Genomic DNA, 16285 nt, shown 5'->3' with positions numbered 1-16285 from the left:
CGTCTTCCAGTTCTACAACCTCATCTCCAGCCTCACTGCGCGCGAGAACGTCGCCATCGTCACCGAGATCAGCCCCGACCCCATGAACCCGGAAGACGCCCTCACCCTGGTCGGGCTGGAAGACCGCCTGGATCACTTCCCCTCTCAGCTCTCCGGCGGCGAGCAGCANNAGCAGCAGCGCGTGGCCATCGCCCGAGCCGTCGCCAAACAGCCGGCTGTCCTGCTCTGCGACGAGCCCACCGGTGCGCTCGATTCCAAGACCGGGATCCGCGTTCTGCAGGTCATCCAGCAGATCAACCAGGATCTCGGCACCACCACGGCCGTCATCACACACAACGCCGTGATCGCCGACATGGCCGACCGGGTGATTCGCTTGGCCGACGGGCGGGTGTTGGAGGTTCAGGCCAACGCGCGTCGCAAGGATCCCGCCGAGTTGGACTGGTGATCTAAACCGCGTCTCTCGGGATATGCGGCTTGGAGCGGATCCCGGGCTACTGCGAGTCAACGATTCTTGGCGTCGACGCGGTTTAGCGCCGGCGCGGGGTTCGGGACTTGGCTCTCGCTCGTCGACCCTACGGCCGGGATTATGAACCTTTCACCTTTTACCCTGCCGTCCCCGATCACCCGCCGACGACGTCCCGGCTCAATGGCCGGGGTTCAGAGCGGGCAATGCGGCGCGTTTGATTCGCGAGATGCGACTCTTGCGCAGGCGAAGCCCGGCGCCGCGGCCGACTTGTCGTATGAAATCACGCTTCCATCGCGTGAAGTCGAGACCCTGCCGGCCGTAGAGCGCGGCGTCGAGCTCCTGCATCAGCCGGGTCAAGGTTGCCGGATCCGCGTGGGGACGTAGACTCAGGATGAGTCGGGTCAGGTTGGGCTGGGTGGCCTCACCTTGGAAGCGCAGCCGGCTGCGTGCATCGGCTTCGAAGCGGTCGCACCAGTCGACGGGGTCCGTTGCGCGATTGGCGTGGCGCACGCAGAGCAGGAATCGGCTGCTCGGCGGGAGCGCTGCCGCCACGGCGGCACGCATGCGCGCGACCAGCGGCGCGGGTCGCAGGCGACGCCTGAGGCGATTCCAGCCGTTGCCGATCAAGGCACCGAATGCGCTGAGTCTGCCGACGAGCCCTGCTGCCGTGCGGGCGCGTGGCCGATCCTTCGTCGACGGCTTGGTGGCGTAGAAGACGCCGCCCCAATAGCCCGCGATCAGCAGCAAAAGCCCCGTCAGCGGGAGCCAGACGAGGCTCCAGTCTTCCACGGCCATGACGGAGGAGGGCATGCCGAAGGGGCCGCTCTCTCCCCCGACACTCAGGGTGCGCATCGGCAGATTCGCGACCTCTCGAGTGCCCGGATCTGTATTCCACCAGGCGACACTGATCTCGGGAAGGGTCAGTCGACCGGAAGATTGAGGGACCAGGGTGTAGTACTCGGTGCGGCGTGCGACCAGGTCGCGGCGGTCAGCCGAGAGGCCGGTCTCCGTCTGCACTTGCTCGCGATAGATGCGGTGATCCGGTCCGGCGAGTTGGTCTTCCAAGCTCGGCAATTGAGCTGCAGTGCCTCCCGTGGCGAGAAGCTCCAACGCCAAGGTGACGGGCTGCCCCGGGGCCAGGTCGGTCTCGCGGTCGATCTCGGCCTTGAGACTCAGTGATTTCAGGGGCAGCCAAGGCGTCACCGCGCTCATGGCCGGTCGGACCTGAAGGCGAATCGCGCGGTCGGTGACCGACTCGAAGCGCTGCATGCCGCCACCCATGCCTCGTACGGTTCCCGTCACCTTGATGGGCGGAATCTCGATATCGCCCGGCCGCAGTGCGATCAGGGTCAGGATGAAGGTGTTGACGATCTCGCGCCGGCCTCCCTCCGCAACGCGGGACTCCGGGATCGGCCCGTCCAGGCGCTGGAGGAGCGCATCTCCGGTCGCCGGCAGATCGAGTGTGGCCTCGACGGGGTTCTCCGAGGTGACGAGTCGAAGACGCAGCAGCAGTGGTTGCTGCATATAGGGCTCCGGTTCGTCGAGCGTCGCTTCGAGCCGAGGCGGCGTCGCTTGCGCCTGGACCCCGTATTGCCCCGGATACTGCCCCGGCATCTGGTTCGGCATTTGGCCCGGGAACGGACCGTAACCGGGTGCCGGCATCTGGCCCGGCGGATAGGCCTGGGGAACAGCTTGCGGATAGGCCGGCGGGGTGCCCTGGGCATTGGTCGGCGGCTGGGGGCGGAACTGCCAGGCCCCGGCCTGCGGCGGGGGTTGGCCGTAGGGTCCCTGCGGTTGGTGGGGCTGCTGTCCCGGAGGACCGTAGGGCCAGGCGCTCGCCGCTGGCCCGAACAACCCCAGCGACAGGCCCAGTATCAGGATCGGAATCAGGCCAAGTATCGGACTCGACGCCTGGATCATCAGGCCGGACAGCGTCGCGGGACGTCGGAGACGTTCGGTGCGCATCACCACGGACGATTCTCCAGGATGGGAGCCCCCGTGGTCTGCATCCATCGCAGCTCCTCGAGGCGATACTGATTGCGGATCAAGAGGGATGGGTCACCCTCCACCTGCTTGAGCCGCTGCTCCATCACGGCCATGCCTGCGCCGAGCGCGGGCGGGCCGTCGATCGCGCCTCGTTCGTCCGTCGCGTCCTCCCCTAATTGGTCGCCGGGCCGATCACCGAGTTGATCGAAGCGTTCTGCGGCCTCGGGTTGGGCCTCGGTGCCGAGCGTCTCGGGTGGTTTCACCTCTGCCGGACCGGGAGGACCCGGACGGGGTGTCCGGCCGGTGGCGTCGTCGGTGCCAGCGTCTTCGCGGTCGGGCTGGCTCGGGTCGGAGCCCGGTGCATCTGCGCGCCCCGGCTCTGGTGACTCCGGCTCCTTGCCCTTTTCGTCGGGTGATTCGGGCTCGCCGCGACTCGGGTCACGCCCGTCCTTTGGGTCGTCTCCGGATGATTCATCTCGGGGCGATTCGTCTCGCGGTGCTTGCGTCTGATCCTCCTCGCCATCTCCCTCGCTCCCATCGCGGGGCTCGCCGTCCTTTCCGGATTCGGACTCGGATGCGGTCTCCTCGCCGGAGGTGCCCTTCGGCGTGGTCCGATCCCCGGCCTCGCCTTGATCGCTGTCGCTCTCGGGTTGATCGGATTCGCCGCCGTCCGAGTCGGTTGCGGTGTCCGCTGCCGTGCCGGCCTGATCCGTTTCATCCGCGCCGCGGGCGTCGCTGGAGTCGCCCTGCGCCTCGCCATCGGTGGGTTCGGATGCGTCGCTGCCTTGCCCTTGACCCGCCTCGTCGCCTTCACCCTCGGCCTGCGACTCGCTGTGCTGGCCCGAGCCCTCGGAGGATTGGTCCTGCGAGCCGCTGTCCTCGCCTTGCTCGTCGCCGGACTCCTCGCCTTCGGATTCTTGTTGCTGCTCCGAGCCTTCTTGTTGCTCGGATTCCTGCGCCTTCTCGGACTGCTGCGCCTCCTCGGACTTCTCCTGTGGCGATGGCTGCTCCTGTTGTTCTTCTTCTTGTGATGCCTGATCGCGCTCCTCGGCGCTCCGTGTCGGATCCTTACCGTCCTCTTGTTCCGACTCGTCGCGCTCCTCGGCGCTCCGTGTCGAATCCTTACCGTCCTCTTGTTCCGACTCGTCGCGAAATTGCTCCTGCTCGAGCCTCGCCAAGGTGGCTCTGGTGACGGCTAGGTTATGGGCTGCATCCGTGTGGCTCGGATCCTCGCGCAGAACCGACTCGTAGGCCGTCGCGGCACCCGCATAGTCGCCACGCTCGAATCGGGTGTTGCCGAGATTGTAACGGGCCGATTGGCCCTCCTTGCCTTGCTCGGCCTGGCTGAATGCACGTTCGGCCTCGTCGAGTCGCCCCGCGCGGTAGAGGGCGACGCCCTTTCGGTAGGGATCGGAGAAGGACTCCGCAGCGGTGTCGAAGTCACCCGCCTGATAGGTCTCGAGCGCCTCCTGCTCGGAGGTCTTGAACCATCCGGCGACGGCCGGACACGGCAGGCAGACGGCGAGCACGAAGAGCACTGCGGCGGAGCGGGGAAGGCCGCCGTGGCCTAGGATCGACGGGGTGCTCATGTGGAAGACCTTCTCCGCCGAATCGGTGCGCGGAAACGGGTCAGCAGAAGCAGCATGACGAGAGCAACGGGGATCCAATAGCGCTCGTTCCACACCCGGGTGCGCTCGTCGCTCGATTGCGGCGGCAGGCGCGTGACCGAGACGGCGCGCAGGATGGCGTCCGAGTCCGAGTCACGATAGTCGGCGATCCGATGGATGCCGGCGCCGGCGTCCGCCAGATTTGCCAACAGCGCGGCGTCGAGCGAGGAGCGGACGGGCTCGCCGCTGAGATCCCGGATGAATCCGCCGGCCGGCCCCGGCACCAATCCGCCCTCGGCCGTGCCGATTCCCAACGTGTGGATGCGGATCCCTTGCGATGCCAGTCGTGCGAACTGCTCGGGGAGATCAGGCTCCTCGAAGTCGCCGTCCGAGATCAGGAGGATGGAGCGCGTACTGTCCTCGGGCAGGCCCGCGAGGAGCAACTGCGCGCGCGCGAGCGCCGCCCCCACGCGACTGCCCTGAAGAGTCGGATTGGCAAGCTCGCTCGATAGGGCGGGCAGCGCATTGAGGATCGTCTGTGTGTCCTCCGTGATCGGCGAGATCACGTGCGGCACGGAGGCGAAGACGATGAGGCCGAGCCGCGCCTCGCGGTTCTTGCGGATGAGATCGCTGATCTCGTGACGGGCGCGTCCGAGGCGATTCGGAGTGACGTCGGCAACCTGCATGGAGCGGGAGATGTCGAGCAGGATCAGAAGATTGTTTCCCGGGTGGAAGAGGCGCACGTCGGTGGCGTCCCAGCGCGGGCCGGCCATCGCCATCAGGACGAGCGCCCACAAGAGACTCCAGCTCAGATACCGGCCCCAGCGCTCGGTGGTACGTAGATCGCGTGTCCCGGTCAGGTGCGGCAGCAGGTGCGGATCGGCATAGCGGTGCAGCGGGCCTTGGGCCGCGCGCGCCGCGCTGCGCTTGAGCCAGTAGGCGACCGGGAGCAAGGCCAGGAGGCCGAGAAACCACAGTGGTTGCTCGAAGTGAAAACCGCCGTCAAACATCCGCAGTCCTCCCCACGAAGCGCTTGCGGCCCTCGGGGAAGAGACCAAGACCGAGCAACGCGACCAGGGCGAGTCCGAGCGGCCAGCGGTAGAGCGGCTGAGGCAGGTAGGCGGTGCGGGTCTCGGCCTCGGTCTTCTCGAGCTGGTCGACACGCGCCGAGATCTCCTCGAGCGCACGGGTGTCGGTCGCGCGGAAATAGGCCCCGCCGGTCAGCTCGGCGATTTCTTCGAGGACGCCTTCGTCCATGGTCAGATCGTCGCGATACCGCACCACGCCCTCTTCGAGGATCGGGATGCTGGCCTGCTTGCTGCCGACCCCGATCACGTAGACGCGCACCCCGTTCTGACGGGCCACCATTGCCGCCTCGCTCGGTGCGAAACGTCCGGCATTGTTGTCCCCGTCGGCGATGACGATCATGACCCGCGACCCCTCGGGACGCTCGCGTAGCTTGACCACTCCGAGCGCGATGGCGTCGCCCAGCGCGGTCGCCGGGCCGGCGATGCTCGGGACGATCCCGTCGAGGAGTTGACGCACCGCGAGCCGGTCCAGGCTCAGGGGCGAGAGCACGAACGCCTGGCTGCCGAAGACCACCAGACCGACACGATCGCCATTGCGACCCTCGATGAAGCGACCCATGACCCCGCGCACGACGCTCATGCGGTTACGTGGCTCGCCATCGACCGTGAAATCCAGCGCCTCCATCGAGTGCGAGGCATCCACCGTGATCATGAGGTCGTAACCCGGCGTGCTGATCTCGGTGTAGGGCGTCAGCCATTGCGGCCGCATCAGCGCCAAGACCAGCGCGATCCAGAGCAGATAGAGCAACGCCCGGTAGAGCCAGCCGGTGAGCTGCAGGCCGGGGCGTCGCGCGGTAAAGGCCGCTTGGAGTGCGGCGATCTGCGGGTGCAGCAGGGTGGCGCGCTGACCTTCGAGCGTCGTCTCGCCTGGATCCTGTCCGCGCTCCGGCCACAGCCAGGGCAGGAGGAGCGGCAAGGGCAAGAGCAGCGTGGCCCAAGGCCAATGAAACTCAAACATGGCGGATCTCAACCACGGGCATCACCACGCGTTCCTAACCACGGTCGGCGTCGGCTCGGGCCGTGGCGCCGACCCGGCGCTGGATCGCGGACCTCGACCCAGGCGAGTGCCGCGTCGATCAAGGACAGGAGATCCTTCGCGCCGACGCGTTTGCGCAGTGCGTCGGTCGGTGCATAGGGTGCGTCGATCAGGATGCGTCCCCGCTCGGGCCAGGGAAAGCCGTTCGGATCCTGTGCGGCGAGCCAATCGAGCCAGGCCGTTCCCGTGAGGCCCGCGCAGGACGGGCGTCCGAGCCGGGCCATGGCGATACGCCGCAGCAGCTCGGAGAGCTCGCCGATGATCTGTTTGGCATCCTGCCCCTTGCGGGTGCGGCGCCTGAGATCGCGGAGTGCGGCCGCGGCCTCCCAACGCCAACTGCCGAGCGTGATGCCGGGGATGGGGATGCGCAGGCTGATCCGGGCACGCGAGCGCCAAACAAAGAGGGCGAGCAGCGTGCCGGCGATCGCCAGCAGCCACCAGCCGGGGGCCGGCGGCCACCAAGGAATGGGCGGGATGTCGTGGATATCGCGCAGCATCGCGATGGGCGGGGAGGGAGCAAGGATCGGGTCCATCACACCGCCCGCGAGCGTGCCCGCTGCTCCAAGGCGCGGATTAGGTTGAGATGGATCTCGGCGTCGGTGCGCACCGGCAGCAGGATGATCCCGAGGCGATGGACAACCGCCTGGAGCAGGGCGCGCCGCTCCTCCCATGCCGAGCGATAGCTGCGCCTGGCCTGCGGGTCATCGGTGTCGACCTCCACCAGGGTGCCGTCGGTGCCGGTGAAGGTGGTGATGCCCATCGCCGGGATCTCCCAGTCGGCCGGGTCGTCGACCGGGATGAGCGCAACCGAGTTGCGTTGTCCCAGATCGCCGAGGATCGCCTCCAGTCCCATGGCATCGCGATTCAGATCGGCGATCACGAAGACGAGCGAGCCCGTGGGCAGACCCGAGGTCGCGCGCCGCAGCGCGCCGCCGAGACAGTCGATGGAGGGATCCAGCTCGGCACCGGGCACGGTGAGGGTGCGCAGCAGTTGCCAGAGCGCGCGGCGACCGCGCGAGGGACGAAAGTGTTGGAGTCCGGTCGATGGGTCGCCGAAGACCAGACCGCCGACCCGGTCGTTGAGCCGACTGGCCGCCCAGCCGATCAGGGCCGCCGCACGGGCCGCCTGCACCGACTTGAAGGTCCCGCGCGTACCGAAGGCCATATGCGGACCCTTGTCGACACAGAGCACCACCGAGCGTTCGCGCTCCTCGCGGAAGATCTTCATGTGCGGCTCGTTGGTGCGGGCCGTCACCTTCCAATCCATGTAGCGGATGTCGTCGCCCTCGCGATACTCGCGCACCTCCTCGAAGTTGACCCCGGCGCCGCGGAACACGGATGCGTAGAGTCCGGCGAAGGTCGAGTTGACCAGATGATGGGAGGGCAGCCCGAGCGTATGGGCCTGATGGCGCAGTTCCAGCAGGTCGTCGAGACGGGGATAGAGGCTCATCGTACGGCGACCGAGGTCAGGGGATGGCCACCAGGGTCAGGAGTCGGTTGACGAAGACATCGGTGGTCACCCCCTCGGCCTCGGCCTCGAAGGTCAGCAGCAGACGATGGCGCAGGATCTCGGGGACGACGGCCTGGATATGGTGAGGTGAGACGAAGTCGTCGCCGTCGAGCCAGGCCCTGGCACGGGCGCAGCGAGCGACCGCGATACTGGCGCGCGGCGAGGCGCCGAACCGGCACCAGCGCCCGAGGTCGCGGTCATAGAGCTTCGGCTGACGGGTCGCCTGGACCAGGTCGACGATATAGCTGTGCAGCTTCGGATCCAGATAGAGTCCAGCCACATCGCGGCGCATTGCGAAGAGATCGGCCTGACTCAGGCGCTCGACCGGAGCGGTTTCGGGCTCCTTTTGCTGGCGGGCGTCGAGCTCGAGGATCCGGAGCTCCTCGTCGCGGCTGGGGTAGGTCACGACGGCCTGCATGAGGAAGCGGTCGAGCTGCGCCTCGGGCAGGTGATAGGTGCCTTCCTGCTCCACCGGGTTCTGGGTCGCCAGCACCATGAAGAGCTTGGGCAGCGGATAGGTCTTCAGACCGACCGTGATCTGGTGCTCGGCCATGGATTCCAGCAAGGCCGATTGGACCTTGGCCGGCGCGCGGTTGACCTCGTCGGCGAGCAGGATGTTGTGAAAGAGCGGACCGGGCCGGAACTCGAATTCGCCCTTCTCGTGGCGATAGATGTCGGTGCCGATGAGGTCCGACGGCAAGAGATCCGGCGTGAACTGGATGCGGTGGAAGTCGCCCTCCAGCGCATCGGCCAGTGCCTTCACGGCGGTCGTCTTGGCCAGACCCGGCATGCCCTCGACCAAGAGATGCCCGTCGCTCAGCAGGCAGATCAGCATGCTGTCGATGAAGGATGCTTGTCCGATGATGCGTGAGGCGATGTGGTCACGAACAGGCTTGAGATCGCTTGGCGTCATGCTCTTTTACGTCTTGTCCGGGTGGCTGACTGCTTGAGGGGGGGCGTGGATCGCCGACTCTTCCGATCGGTTGCGTCCGGCCGCTTATGCTGTGCCTTTTCCGGGGCAAGTGCAAGCCTCGTCCGGACCTGCGGCCTTGCTCGATTTATCAGCATATTCAAATGTTTTCATCCGGTTGTTTGCCCTATCCGGCGCAGCTCGGAGCAGGCGCATGGGGTGGCCATGTCCGTCCGTCGACTCGACGGCGAACAGGCGTCGCGCAAGCCTTGACAAACCGGTTGTACACATGGGTTCGGAGTGGCTTCTCGCCGTGTCCTTGATCTTGCGAACGATCGATGGTCGAATGTTCACGAAAAGTCAATCCTTTGTTTTTTAATAGCGAATTTTAGGCGATCAAGATCTGACCGATCTGTTTTCAGTCGAGCAACCGTGAGCCTTCCGGCGTGTTGATCAAGCGTTCTCCACATCCTTATCCACAGGTTCTGTTGGCATCTCCGAAATGCCTACTGGGGTGGATGTGTTGCCGTGCAGTTACGAGTCCGGGACGGAGGTGTTGCGGCTAAGTTGCGAAAAGCGTGAGTCCCGGTTCGGCTCGACTCGACTGGCTGGCGTGTTGGATGGCGGAGCGGTGCGATCCTGCAGGCGTCTGCGTCGCATCCTATCGGCTGACCGATCAATCCGGCGGGGCTTGCGGGCGCGGCGGCTGATGGCCGAGCTGCGCGGAGATCCGCTCGGCGGCCTCGATGAGGTCCGTGCTCCACTCGAGCCGGCGTCGCTCGATCGGTGCGGAGACCGACAGCCCGGCGCTCACGTTGCCGGTGCTGTCGTAGAGCAGCACGCCGATGCAGCCCACGTCGAGCTCGGCCTCCTCGTTGTCCAAGGCATAGCCCTGCGCCAGGGCGTCGCGACATTCGGCGATCAGGCGGGGGAGGGTGCTGACGGTATTGCGGGTGTAGGCAGGCAGGTTGGTGCGTGCGGCATAGGCCCGGATCGACTCCTCGCCGGCCGCACCCAACATCAGCTTGCCGACCGCTGTGACGTGCAGAGGGGCGCGCGAGCCCACCAATTGCTGCACATGAATCATCCGGTTCGGCGTCGCCTTCTCGATGTAGACCACCGCGTCGCCCTCGCGGATGGTCAGATTCACCGTCTCCCCCAGCCGGTCGCGCAACGCCTCCATCACCGGCCGGGCGATGGCGCGGACATCCACATTGGCGTGCAGCCTCACACCCAATTGCAGCAACCGCAGCCCGAGACGGTAACGCCCGACCGCGTCCTTCTCGACGAACCGGTTCTGGATCAGCGAGGCCAGGATGCGATGTGCGGTCGAGGCATGCAGTCCCGTCTCGGCGGCCAGGATCTTGAGACTCACGGGCTCGGAATAACGGGCGATGGCGTCCAGGAGGGCGGCGGCGCGGTCGATGACCTGGATGTGGGCTTGGATCTGATCGTGTTTGAATTGATCGGTCATGGTCGGCTTAATCCAAGGTCTCGACCGCGAAGCCGACCAGCTGTCGGCGCTCGCGACTGAAGTCCACGCCGATCAGACGCCGAGCAAAGTCGGTCTTGTCGACATAGTAGTGGTCACCGTCGCGGATCTCGCGAAAGGTCTGGATGCCGATGGGCAGGATCTTCCGGATCATGGCATGGGTCTGAACGGCGAGTGAGCATCCCGGGATTGTAGACCCCGACGAGCACGCGACGAACCCGAGGGACCGAAACGCCGCTTGATTGCCCTTTCTGTACGGCTTGCCGGTGGGTCACGAAATGAGCGCAGGTGCGCAATCATCATCGATCGCATGAGCCATATTTCGACGCGGTCCGCCGACTGCACGCGGACCCTTTCGATCATCCAAGGACGACACCCATGTTCCTCTTCAAACTCCCCGTCAAACTGACCCTTCTGGTCTTGGCCGCTATCGCGGCAGGCGTGCTTTGGCAACAGGCGCAACTGAGCGTCCTGGCCTTGAGCCGTCTCGATCCCGTCCCCGAGACCCGGGCGATGGTGGCCGAGGAGCGCTATGCCGATGCGGCCGACTATCTCGACTTTTTCATGGCATATGACTATGTCAATGAAGATCCTGCCGCCCAAGCACTGCACGCCGAGATCGCGTCCGTACGCAGCAGCCTGAGCTATCAAGCCGGCAAGTTGTCCGAAGGTCTTCTGCAGGGCACCAGCGACGAGACCATCGGCAAAGGTGCCGGTGTCATCACCGACCTCTTCGTTATCGGCGATATCCGCGATCTTGCCAACCAGGCGACCAACTACGCTCAAGGCGAAGACGTCGACGAGGTCGTCACCGCACTCGCGTCCATCGGCTTGGTCGCCAGCGCGGCGCAGCTCGCGAGCGGGGCCGCCACGGCTGCCACGGCCGGGGCCGCGGCGCCGACCGTGGCGGCAAGCACCACGGCCAAGGGCGGCATCATCATCCTCAAGACCGCTCGCAAGATCGGCAAGCTCCCGCCCTGGCTCGGCAAGGCCATCGTCAAAGGCGCCAAGACGGTGAAGCAGACCAAAAAGCTCGACGCGGTCACCGACCTCTTCGGCGACGTCTATCGGCTCGCCAAGACCCGCGGGGGCCTGAACCTGTTGAGCAAGACCACGGACGCCGCATCGCTGCGCCGTATGGCCAAGCTCGCCGACACCTTCGGCGATCAGAGCGCGACCCTCTATCGCATCGGCGGCAACAGCTTCGTGCGAACCGCTCAGCGCGCGGGGGATCTGGGCGTCGACAGCATCAAGATAGCCGCGACCTACGGCAAAGGCGGCCTAAAGGTCCTCGACAAGGTCGGTGCGCTGAGGTTTGCGAAGTTCACCGCCCGCGGCAGCAAGATGGCCTACAAAGGCGACGTCATTCACTTGCTTGCGCGTCTGTTCCTCAAGGTTCCCGATTGGGTGTTGTACCTGTTGATTGTGCTCGGTGCCTGCGTCTGGGTGCCTTGGCGCTGGTTCGGTCGGCTCCGGAGGCTCGCGACGAGGAAGGATACGTCTCGATCGCTCGCTCCTTCCGATCCTCAGGCAAGGATCTGCAATTGAGTCGATCGGGCGTGTGACCCCGGCGCCGACGGGATGTCGGCGCGGATCTCTCTCGAGGCCGCCCGATGCGTGCGGGCTGGACGAAACCCGCGCTGCCGGAGGGCGGGCCGCGTGAAAGAGCCGGGCTAGGGGACGTCGCAACTGCTAAGCTGCCGGTGTCCGGTTCGATCCGGCATGGCTTCCATCGGAACAGTCGCTCAACCCAATGCTTTGTCGATGCGCATGGCACACCCGGACCCGCCAATGTCGGATCGCGTCTCAGGAGGAGGAACGAGCACCCCGCACCGCTTCGACTACAGCGCGCTCAAGGCGCGTTGGGCCGCACAGTGCAATGAATCCGCGACTCTGTCCGCACGATTGCTGGAGCAGGTCGAACGCGAGGGTGCAGCCGTATTTCGCCGCTACAGCGCGACTAGAGCGATCGCATTCGGCTCATTGGTCGAAGGTCGGGCGCATGCGCGCTCGGACATCGATTTGGTCGTGTTGGGAACGGAACCTGCCGACTACTGGGCGTTGCGCCGCGATCTGGAAGAGACGATCGGGCGGCCGATCGACCTCCACACCGAGTCCGACGACGCCCGTTTTGTTGCCAAGGCCATCGATCGAGGCAAGGTGACCTATGCCGCATAACATCGCACTGCTGCGCGCCGATATCGAAGACGAGTTGGCCAAGCTCGAAGCGTTGGCGCAGGTCTTCGCCACGGTGCGCGAAAAACTCGATCTGCAGCCCGCCGAGGTCTCCGTGTACGACCGAGGCGCCATCGGTTACTTGCTGCACAATTTCTCTTTCGAGATGCCCGAGGAGCCTCCGGAGAAGTCAGAGGACGAGGAAGATCAAGAGCCGGCGCCGAAGTCCGAAGGTGGCTGGTTCTGGCCGGGTGCTCTGCCGGGCCTCGAGCTTGGCGGGTGAACGATAACGAGGGCGCTGCCGGCATCGCTGTTCAAGCCTGAGGCGCCGGTATGCGCCGGCTGAACCGGAGAATCCGGGCATTTGAACACGCACCGTTGCACATGAATCCTGACGGACTCGGCACGGGGCGGGTATGATCGCTCCGCAAGCTGTTACTGTGCTCAATGCGGCCCAAAGGAACCAGGACCCAATATCCATGCTCAAGCTGGAAGCCATCAAGAAGGACGCACAACTCGCCGGCCTCGACCCCAACGGCATCGCACGCGTCGTCAGCGTCGAGCCGGTCGGCACAGATGCGATCACGGTTTTCTACAAGACCGCGGACGGCAAGCCCGCCGAGCAGATGCTGTTCCGCACCGACGAGGCGCGTCTGAGTCTGGCCGAGGCGGGCCGTGCCTGGGCCTTCGATGCCCCCGCCGATGGATTCAAGCTCGGGCTCGAAGCCTATCGCATTCGCCTGGCCCATCTGTTCGATCCGATGATGGCTGTGCACACCTCCAACGTGCAGCCGCTGCCGCACCAGATCACCGCCGTTTACGAGGCCATGCTGCCGCGCCAGCCGTTGCGCTACGTGCTGGCCGACGACCCCGGCGCCGGCAAGACCATCATGGCCGGGCTCTTCATCCGCGAGCTGCTGATGCGTGCCGACGCCAAGCGCGTGCTCATCGTCGCCCCCGGCAGTCTCGTCGAGCAATGGCAGGACGAGCTATGGGAGAAGTTCGGCGTCGAGTTCACGCTGTTCACCGCGGCGCTGAACCAGGCCGCTCGGGTCAACGCCTTCGAAGAGAACGACCTGCTGATCGCCCGCCTGGACCAGCTTTCCCGCAACGAGGACCTCCAGGCCAAGCTCCAGAACAGCGAGTGGGACCTGATCGTCGTCGACGAGGCGCACAAGCTCTCCGCCAACTACTTCGGCAACAAGATCAACGAGACCAAGCGCTTCAAGCTCGGCAAGCTGCTCGGCAGCCTCACCCGGCACTTCCTGCTGATGACCGCCACGCCGCACAACGGCAAGGAAGAGGACTTCCAGATCTGGCTGTCGCTGTTGGACTCGGATCGCTTCTACGGCAAGTTCCGCGAAGGCGCGCACAAGGTCGATGTCTCCGACATGATGCGGCGCATGGTCAAAGAAGACCTGCTCAAGTTCGACGGCACGCCGCTGTTCCCGGAACGGCGCGCCTACACCGCCAATTATGACCTCTCGCCGCTGGAGTCGGCGCTCTACGCCGCCGTTACCGACTACGTGCGCAACGAGTTCAACCGCGCCGCCGAGCTGGACGGCAAACGCCGCGGCTCCGTCGGCTTCGCCCTGACCCAATTGCAGCGCCGCCTCGCCTCCAGCCCCGAGGCCATCTACCAGTCGCTCAAGCGCCGGCACAAAAAGCTGGAGAGCCGCCTCAAGGAAGAAAAGCTGGTGCAAAGCGGCCACAAGGTCGCCGAGACCCTGGGCACCTACAACCTCAACGATGTCCCCGACGACATCGACGAGGCTGAGGACGAGCTTCCGGGCGGCGAGTACGAGCAATGGGTCGAGGACGTCGTCGACCAGGCCACCGCCGCCAAGACCATCCAGGAGCTGGAGGCCGAGATCCACATCCTCGCCGCGCTCGAAGAGCAGGCCCGCCGGGTTGTCCACTCGGGTCAGGACCGGAAATGGGACGAGCTGTCGCACCTGCTGCAGGACAACGCGCACATGCGCACCGCCGACGGCGCCCGGCGCAAGCTCATAATCTTCACCGAGCACCGCGACACCCTGAATTACCTGGTGGCGCGCATCCAGGACCTGCTCGGCCAGCCCGAGGCCGTGGTCGCGATCCACGGCGGCGTCAACCGCGACGAGCGGCGCAAGATCCAGGAGGCGTTCCGCTTCGATCCCGCCGCGCTGATCCTGGTCGCCACCGATGCTGCCGGCGAAGGCGTCAACCTGCAAAACGCCAATCTGATGGCCAATTACGACCTGCCCTGGAACCCCAACCGTCTGGAGCAGCGCTTCGGGCGTATCCACCGCATCGGCCAGGAGGAGGTCTGTCACTTATGGAACCTGGTCGCCAACCAGACCCGCGAGGGCGATGTCTTCCAGCGCTTGTTCGACAAGCTGGAGGTCGAGCGCATCGCCCTCGGCGGGCGCGTCTTCGACATCCTCGGCGAGGCGTTCGATAACGTCTCGCTCAAGGACCTGCTGATCGAGGCCATCCGCTACGGCGAGAGCCCGGAGATCCAGGCCAAGCTCAACCGGGTCATCGAAGGCGCACTGGATACCAATCATCTCACCGACATCATGCGCCGCAACGCCCTGGTCGAGCAGCACATGCGCCTGGAGGACCTCTACGCCGTCAAAGAAGAGATGGACAAGGCCGAGGCGCGCAAGCTCCAGCCCTATTTCATCCGCGCCTTCTTCAGCGAAGCCTTCGCCACCCTCGGCGGCGAGCTGCGTCCCCGCGAGCCCGGCCGTTTCGAGATCCGCCACGTGCCCGCGGTCATCCGCGAGCGTGACCGCGTCATCGGCGAGACCCGCACCCCGGTGCTCAAGGGCTACGAGCGCGTCTGCTTCGAGAAGGAACAGGTCCGCGTTCACGGCAAGCCCATGGCGAGCCTGCTGCACCCGGCCCAGCCGCTGATGCACGCGGTCACCGACCTCGTGCTGGAAGCGAACCGCGGCAAGCTCAAGCAGGGCAGCGTGCTGCTCGACCCCAACGACGAGGGCAGCGAGCCGCGGGTGCTGTTGATGATCGACCACAGGGTGCGCGAGGCCGGCGGCGACCCGCCGCGTGTCGTCTCCCGGCGACTGCAGTTCGTCGCCATCGATCCCGCCGGTACGGCCCGCTTTGCCGGCTGGGCACCGCACCTGGATCTGGAGCCACTCACCGAGACCGACCTGGCCCGCGTCAAGGACCTGCTCGCGGCCCCCTGGATCAACGACGGCCTGGAACAGATCGCCCTGGCCCATGCCGGCAGCCAGCTGGTGCCCGAGCACTACCAGGAGGTCAAAGAGCGGCGCGAGCGCCAGACCGACAAGATCCTCGCTGCCGTCAATGAACGCCTGGTCAAGGAGATCAACTACTGGTCCGACCGCTACATCAAGCTCAGCGAGGACGTTGCCGCCGGCAAGCAGCCCAAGGTGCAGCCGGAGATGGCCCGGCGACGGGTGGAGGAGCTGACCGCCCGGCTGGAGCAGCGCAAGAAGGAGCTGACCGAGCAGCGCCATGTGGTGTCCGCCACGCCGGTGGTCATCGGCGGCGCCCTGGTCATCCCACAGGGGCTGCTCGATGAGCGCAGGGGCGTGCCGACCTTCAGCGCCGATGCCGCGGCTCGCGCCCGCATCGAGCGCATCGCCATGCAAGCGGTCATGGAGGCCGAGCAGGCCCTCGGCCACCAAACCTTCGATGTCTCCGCCGACAAATGCGGCTGGGACATCACTGCCCGCCCGCCGATGCAGGACGGCAAGATGCCTTCGGACCGTCACATCGAGGTCAAGGGCCGCGCCAAGGGCGCGGACACCGTCACACTGAGCCGTAACGAGATCCTGTACGGGCTCAACCAGGCCGATAAGTTCATCCTCGCCATCGTTCTGGTGGACGGCGACGATCACGACGGCCCGTACTACATCCGCGAGCCGTTCCAGCACGAGCCGGACTTCGGCGTCGCCAGTATCAACTTTAACCTCGCGGAGCTGCTCTCAAGAGCGCAAGCGCCCGCGGCGAAGCCCCAGCCCTAGGAGCCTGTCCGACTTGT

Annotated in this window: 14 protein-coding genes; 5 read left to right on the top strand and 9 right to left on the bottom strand. The window is 65.8% G+C overall.

The window, feature by feature from the left end; translation table 11 throughout:
• On the top strand, positions 1–445 hold a 445-nt coding region (locus B4N44_RS17670; RefSeq protein WP_296703708.1), incomplete at its 5' end, for an ABC transporter ATP-binding protein.
• Between the two features lie 198 nt (positions 446–643).
• Here B4N44_RS17670 and B4N44_RS17665 read toward each other — a convergent pair.
• The 9 genes from B4N44_RS17665 to B4N44_RS20000 all read right to left on the bottom strand — a co-directional run bounded on the left by B4N44_RS17665 (position 644) and on the right by B4N44_RS20000 (position 10249).
• The gene (locus tag B4N44_RS17665) at positions 644–2479 is read right to left on the bottom strand and encodes a hypothetical protein (RefSeq protein ID WP_296703705.1); all 1836 of its coding nucleotides are present in this window, start codon (positions 2477–2479) and stop codon (positions 644–646) included.
• Positions 2431–4041 carry a tetratricopeptide repeat protein gene (locus B4N44_RS17660; RefSeq protein WP_296703703.1) on the bottom strand — a complete coding sequence of 537 codons (1611 nt, stop codon included), beginning with the start codon at positions 4039–4041 and terminating at the stop codon, positions 2431–2433. The genes B4N44_RS17665 and B4N44_RS17660 overlap by 49 nt, the downstream gene beginning before the upstream one ends.
• Positions 4038–5069, bottom strand: a complete 1032-nt coding sequence (locus B4N44_RS17655) for a VWA domain-containing protein (protein WP_296703701.1) — start codon at positions 5067–5069, stop codon at positions 4038–4040. The genes B4N44_RS17660 and B4N44_RS17655 overlap by 4 nt, the downstream gene beginning before the upstream one ends.
• Complete coding sequence (locus B4N44_RS17650; protein WP_296703699.1) at positions 5062–6105, bottom strand: VWA domain-containing protein; 1044 nt, start codon at positions 6103–6105, stop codon at positions 5062–5064. Before B4N44_RS17650 ends, B4N44_RS17655 begins: the two co-directional genes overlap by 8 nt.
• 8 nt (positions 6106–6113) lie before the next feature.
• On the bottom strand, positions 6114–6716 hold the full coding sequence (locus B4N44_RS17645; protein WP_296703696.1) for a DUF4381 domain-containing protein: 603 nt from the start codon (positions 6714–6716) through the stop codon (positions 6114–6116).
• Positions 6716–7633 carry a DUF58 domain-containing protein gene (locus B4N44_RS17640; protein WP_296703693.1) on the bottom strand — a complete coding sequence of 306 codons (918 nt, stop codon included), beginning with the start codon at positions 7631–7633 and terminating at the stop codon, positions 6716–6718. Before B4N44_RS17640 ends, B4N44_RS17645 begins: the two co-directional genes overlap by 1 nt.
• Positions 7634–7649: 16 nt before the next feature.
• On the bottom strand, positions 7650–8606 hold the full coding sequence (locus tag B4N44_RS17635; protein WP_296703691.1) for an AAA family ATPase: 957 nt from the start codon (positions 8604–8606) through the stop codon (positions 7650–7652).
• A 673-nt stretch (positions 8607–9279) separates the two neighbouring features.
• Complete coding sequence (locus B4N44_RS17630; protein WP_296703689.1) at positions 9280–10077, bottom strand: IclR family transcriptional regulator; 798 nt, start codon at positions 10075–10077, stop codon at positions 9280–9282.
• Between the two features lie 7 nt (positions 10078–10084).
• Positions 10085–10249 (bottom strand): AAA family ATPase, encoded by a 165-nt coding sequence (locus B4N44_RS20000; protein ID WP_414718168.1) that lies wholly within the window; start codon positions 10247–10249, stop codon positions 10085–10087.
• A gap of 224 nt (positions 10250–10473) precedes the next feature.
• Here B4N44_RS20000 and B4N44_RS17620 point away from each other — a divergent pair, with 224 nt between their 5' ends.
• The 4 genes from B4N44_RS17620 to B4N44_RS17605 all read left to right on the top strand — a co-directional run bounded on the left by B4N44_RS17620 (position 10474) and on the right by B4N44_RS17605 (position 16268).
• Positions 10474–11643 carry a hypothetical protein gene (locus B4N44_RS17620; protein ID WP_296703687.1) on the top strand — a complete coding sequence of 390 codons (1170 nt, stop codon included), beginning with the start codon at positions 10474–10476 and terminating at the stop codon, positions 11641–11643.
• 243 nt (positions 11644–11886) lie between these two features.
• A complete protein-coding gene (locus B4N44_RS17615) occupies positions 11887–12273 on the top strand; it encodes a nucleotidyltransferase family protein (RefSeq protein ID WP_296703683.1) in 387 nt (128 codons plus the stop codon).
• A complete protein-coding gene (locus tag B4N44_RS17610) occupies positions 12263–12553 on the top strand; it encodes a hypothetical protein (protein WP_296703681.1) in 291 nt (96 codons plus the stop codon). The genes B4N44_RS17615 and B4N44_RS17610 overlap by 11 nt, the downstream gene beginning before the upstream one ends.
• A 196-nt stretch (positions 12554–12749) precedes the next feature.
• Positions 12750–16268, top strand: a complete 3519-nt coding sequence (locus tag B4N44_RS17605; protein ID WP_296703678.1) for a helicase-related protein — start codon at positions 12750–12752, stop codon at positions 16266–16268.
• Positions 16269–16285 lie beyond the last annotated feature (17 nt).

The organism is Thiocapsa sp. UBA6158, assembly GCF_002423035.1.
Taxonomy (GTDB): domain Bacteria; phylum Pseudomonadota; class Gammaproteobacteria; order Chromatiales; family Chromatiaceae; genus Thiocapsa.
This window is presented reverse-complemented; position numbering and strand designations above follow the sequence as displayed.

Coding starts and splice junctions, on each gene's coding strand:
- B4N44_RS17665 (WP_296703705.1), bottom strand. CDS start 2,479: ATGGATGCAGACCACGGGGGCTCCCATCCTGGAGAATCGTCCGTGGTG.
- B4N44_RS17660 (WP_296703703.1), bottom strand. CDS start 4,041: ATGAGCACCCCGTCGATCCTAGGCCACGGCGGCCTTCCCCGCTCCGCC.
- B4N44_RS17655 (WP_296703701.1), bottom strand. CDS start 5,069: ATGTTTGACGGCGGTTTTCACTTCGAGCAACCACTGTGGTTTCTCGGC.
- B4N44_RS17650 (WP_296703699.1), bottom strand. CDS start 6,105: ATGTTTGAGTTTCATTGGCCTTGGGCCACGCTGCTCTTGCCCTTGCCG.
- B4N44_RS17645 (WP_296703696.1), bottom strand. CDS start 6,716: ATGGACCCGATCCTTGCTCCCTCCCCGCCCATCGCGATGCTGCGCGAT.
- B4N44_RS17640 (WP_296703693.1), bottom strand. CDS start 7,633: ATGAGCCTCTATCCCCGTCTCGACGACCTGCTGGAACTGCGCCATCAG.
- B4N44_RS17635 (WP_296703691.1), bottom strand. CDS start 8,606: ATGACGCCAAGCGATCTCAAGCCTGTTCGTGACCACATCGCCTCACGC.
- B4N44_RS17630 (WP_296703689.1), bottom strand. CDS start 10,077: ATGACCGATCAATTCAAACACGATCAGATCCAAGCCCACATCCAGGTC.
- B4N44_RS20000 (WP_414718168.1), bottom strand. CDS start 10,249: ATGATCCGGAAGATCCTGCCCATCGGCATCCAGACCTTTCGCGAGATC.
- B4N44_RS17620 (WP_296703687.1), top strand. CDS start 10,474: ATGTTCCTCTTCAAACTCCCCGTCAAACTGACCCTTCTGGTCTTGGCC.
- B4N44_RS17615 (WP_296703683.1), top strand. CDS start 11,887: ATGTCGGATCGCGTCTCAGGAGGAGGAACGAGCACCCCGCACCGCTTC.
- B4N44_RS17610 (WP_296703681.1), top strand. CDS start 12,263: ATGCCGCATAACATCGCACTGCTGCGCGCCGATATCGAAGACGAGTTG.
- B4N44_RS17605 (WP_296703678.1), top strand. CDS start 12,750: ATGCTCAAGCTGGAAGCCATCAAGAAGGACGCACAACTCGCCGGCCTC.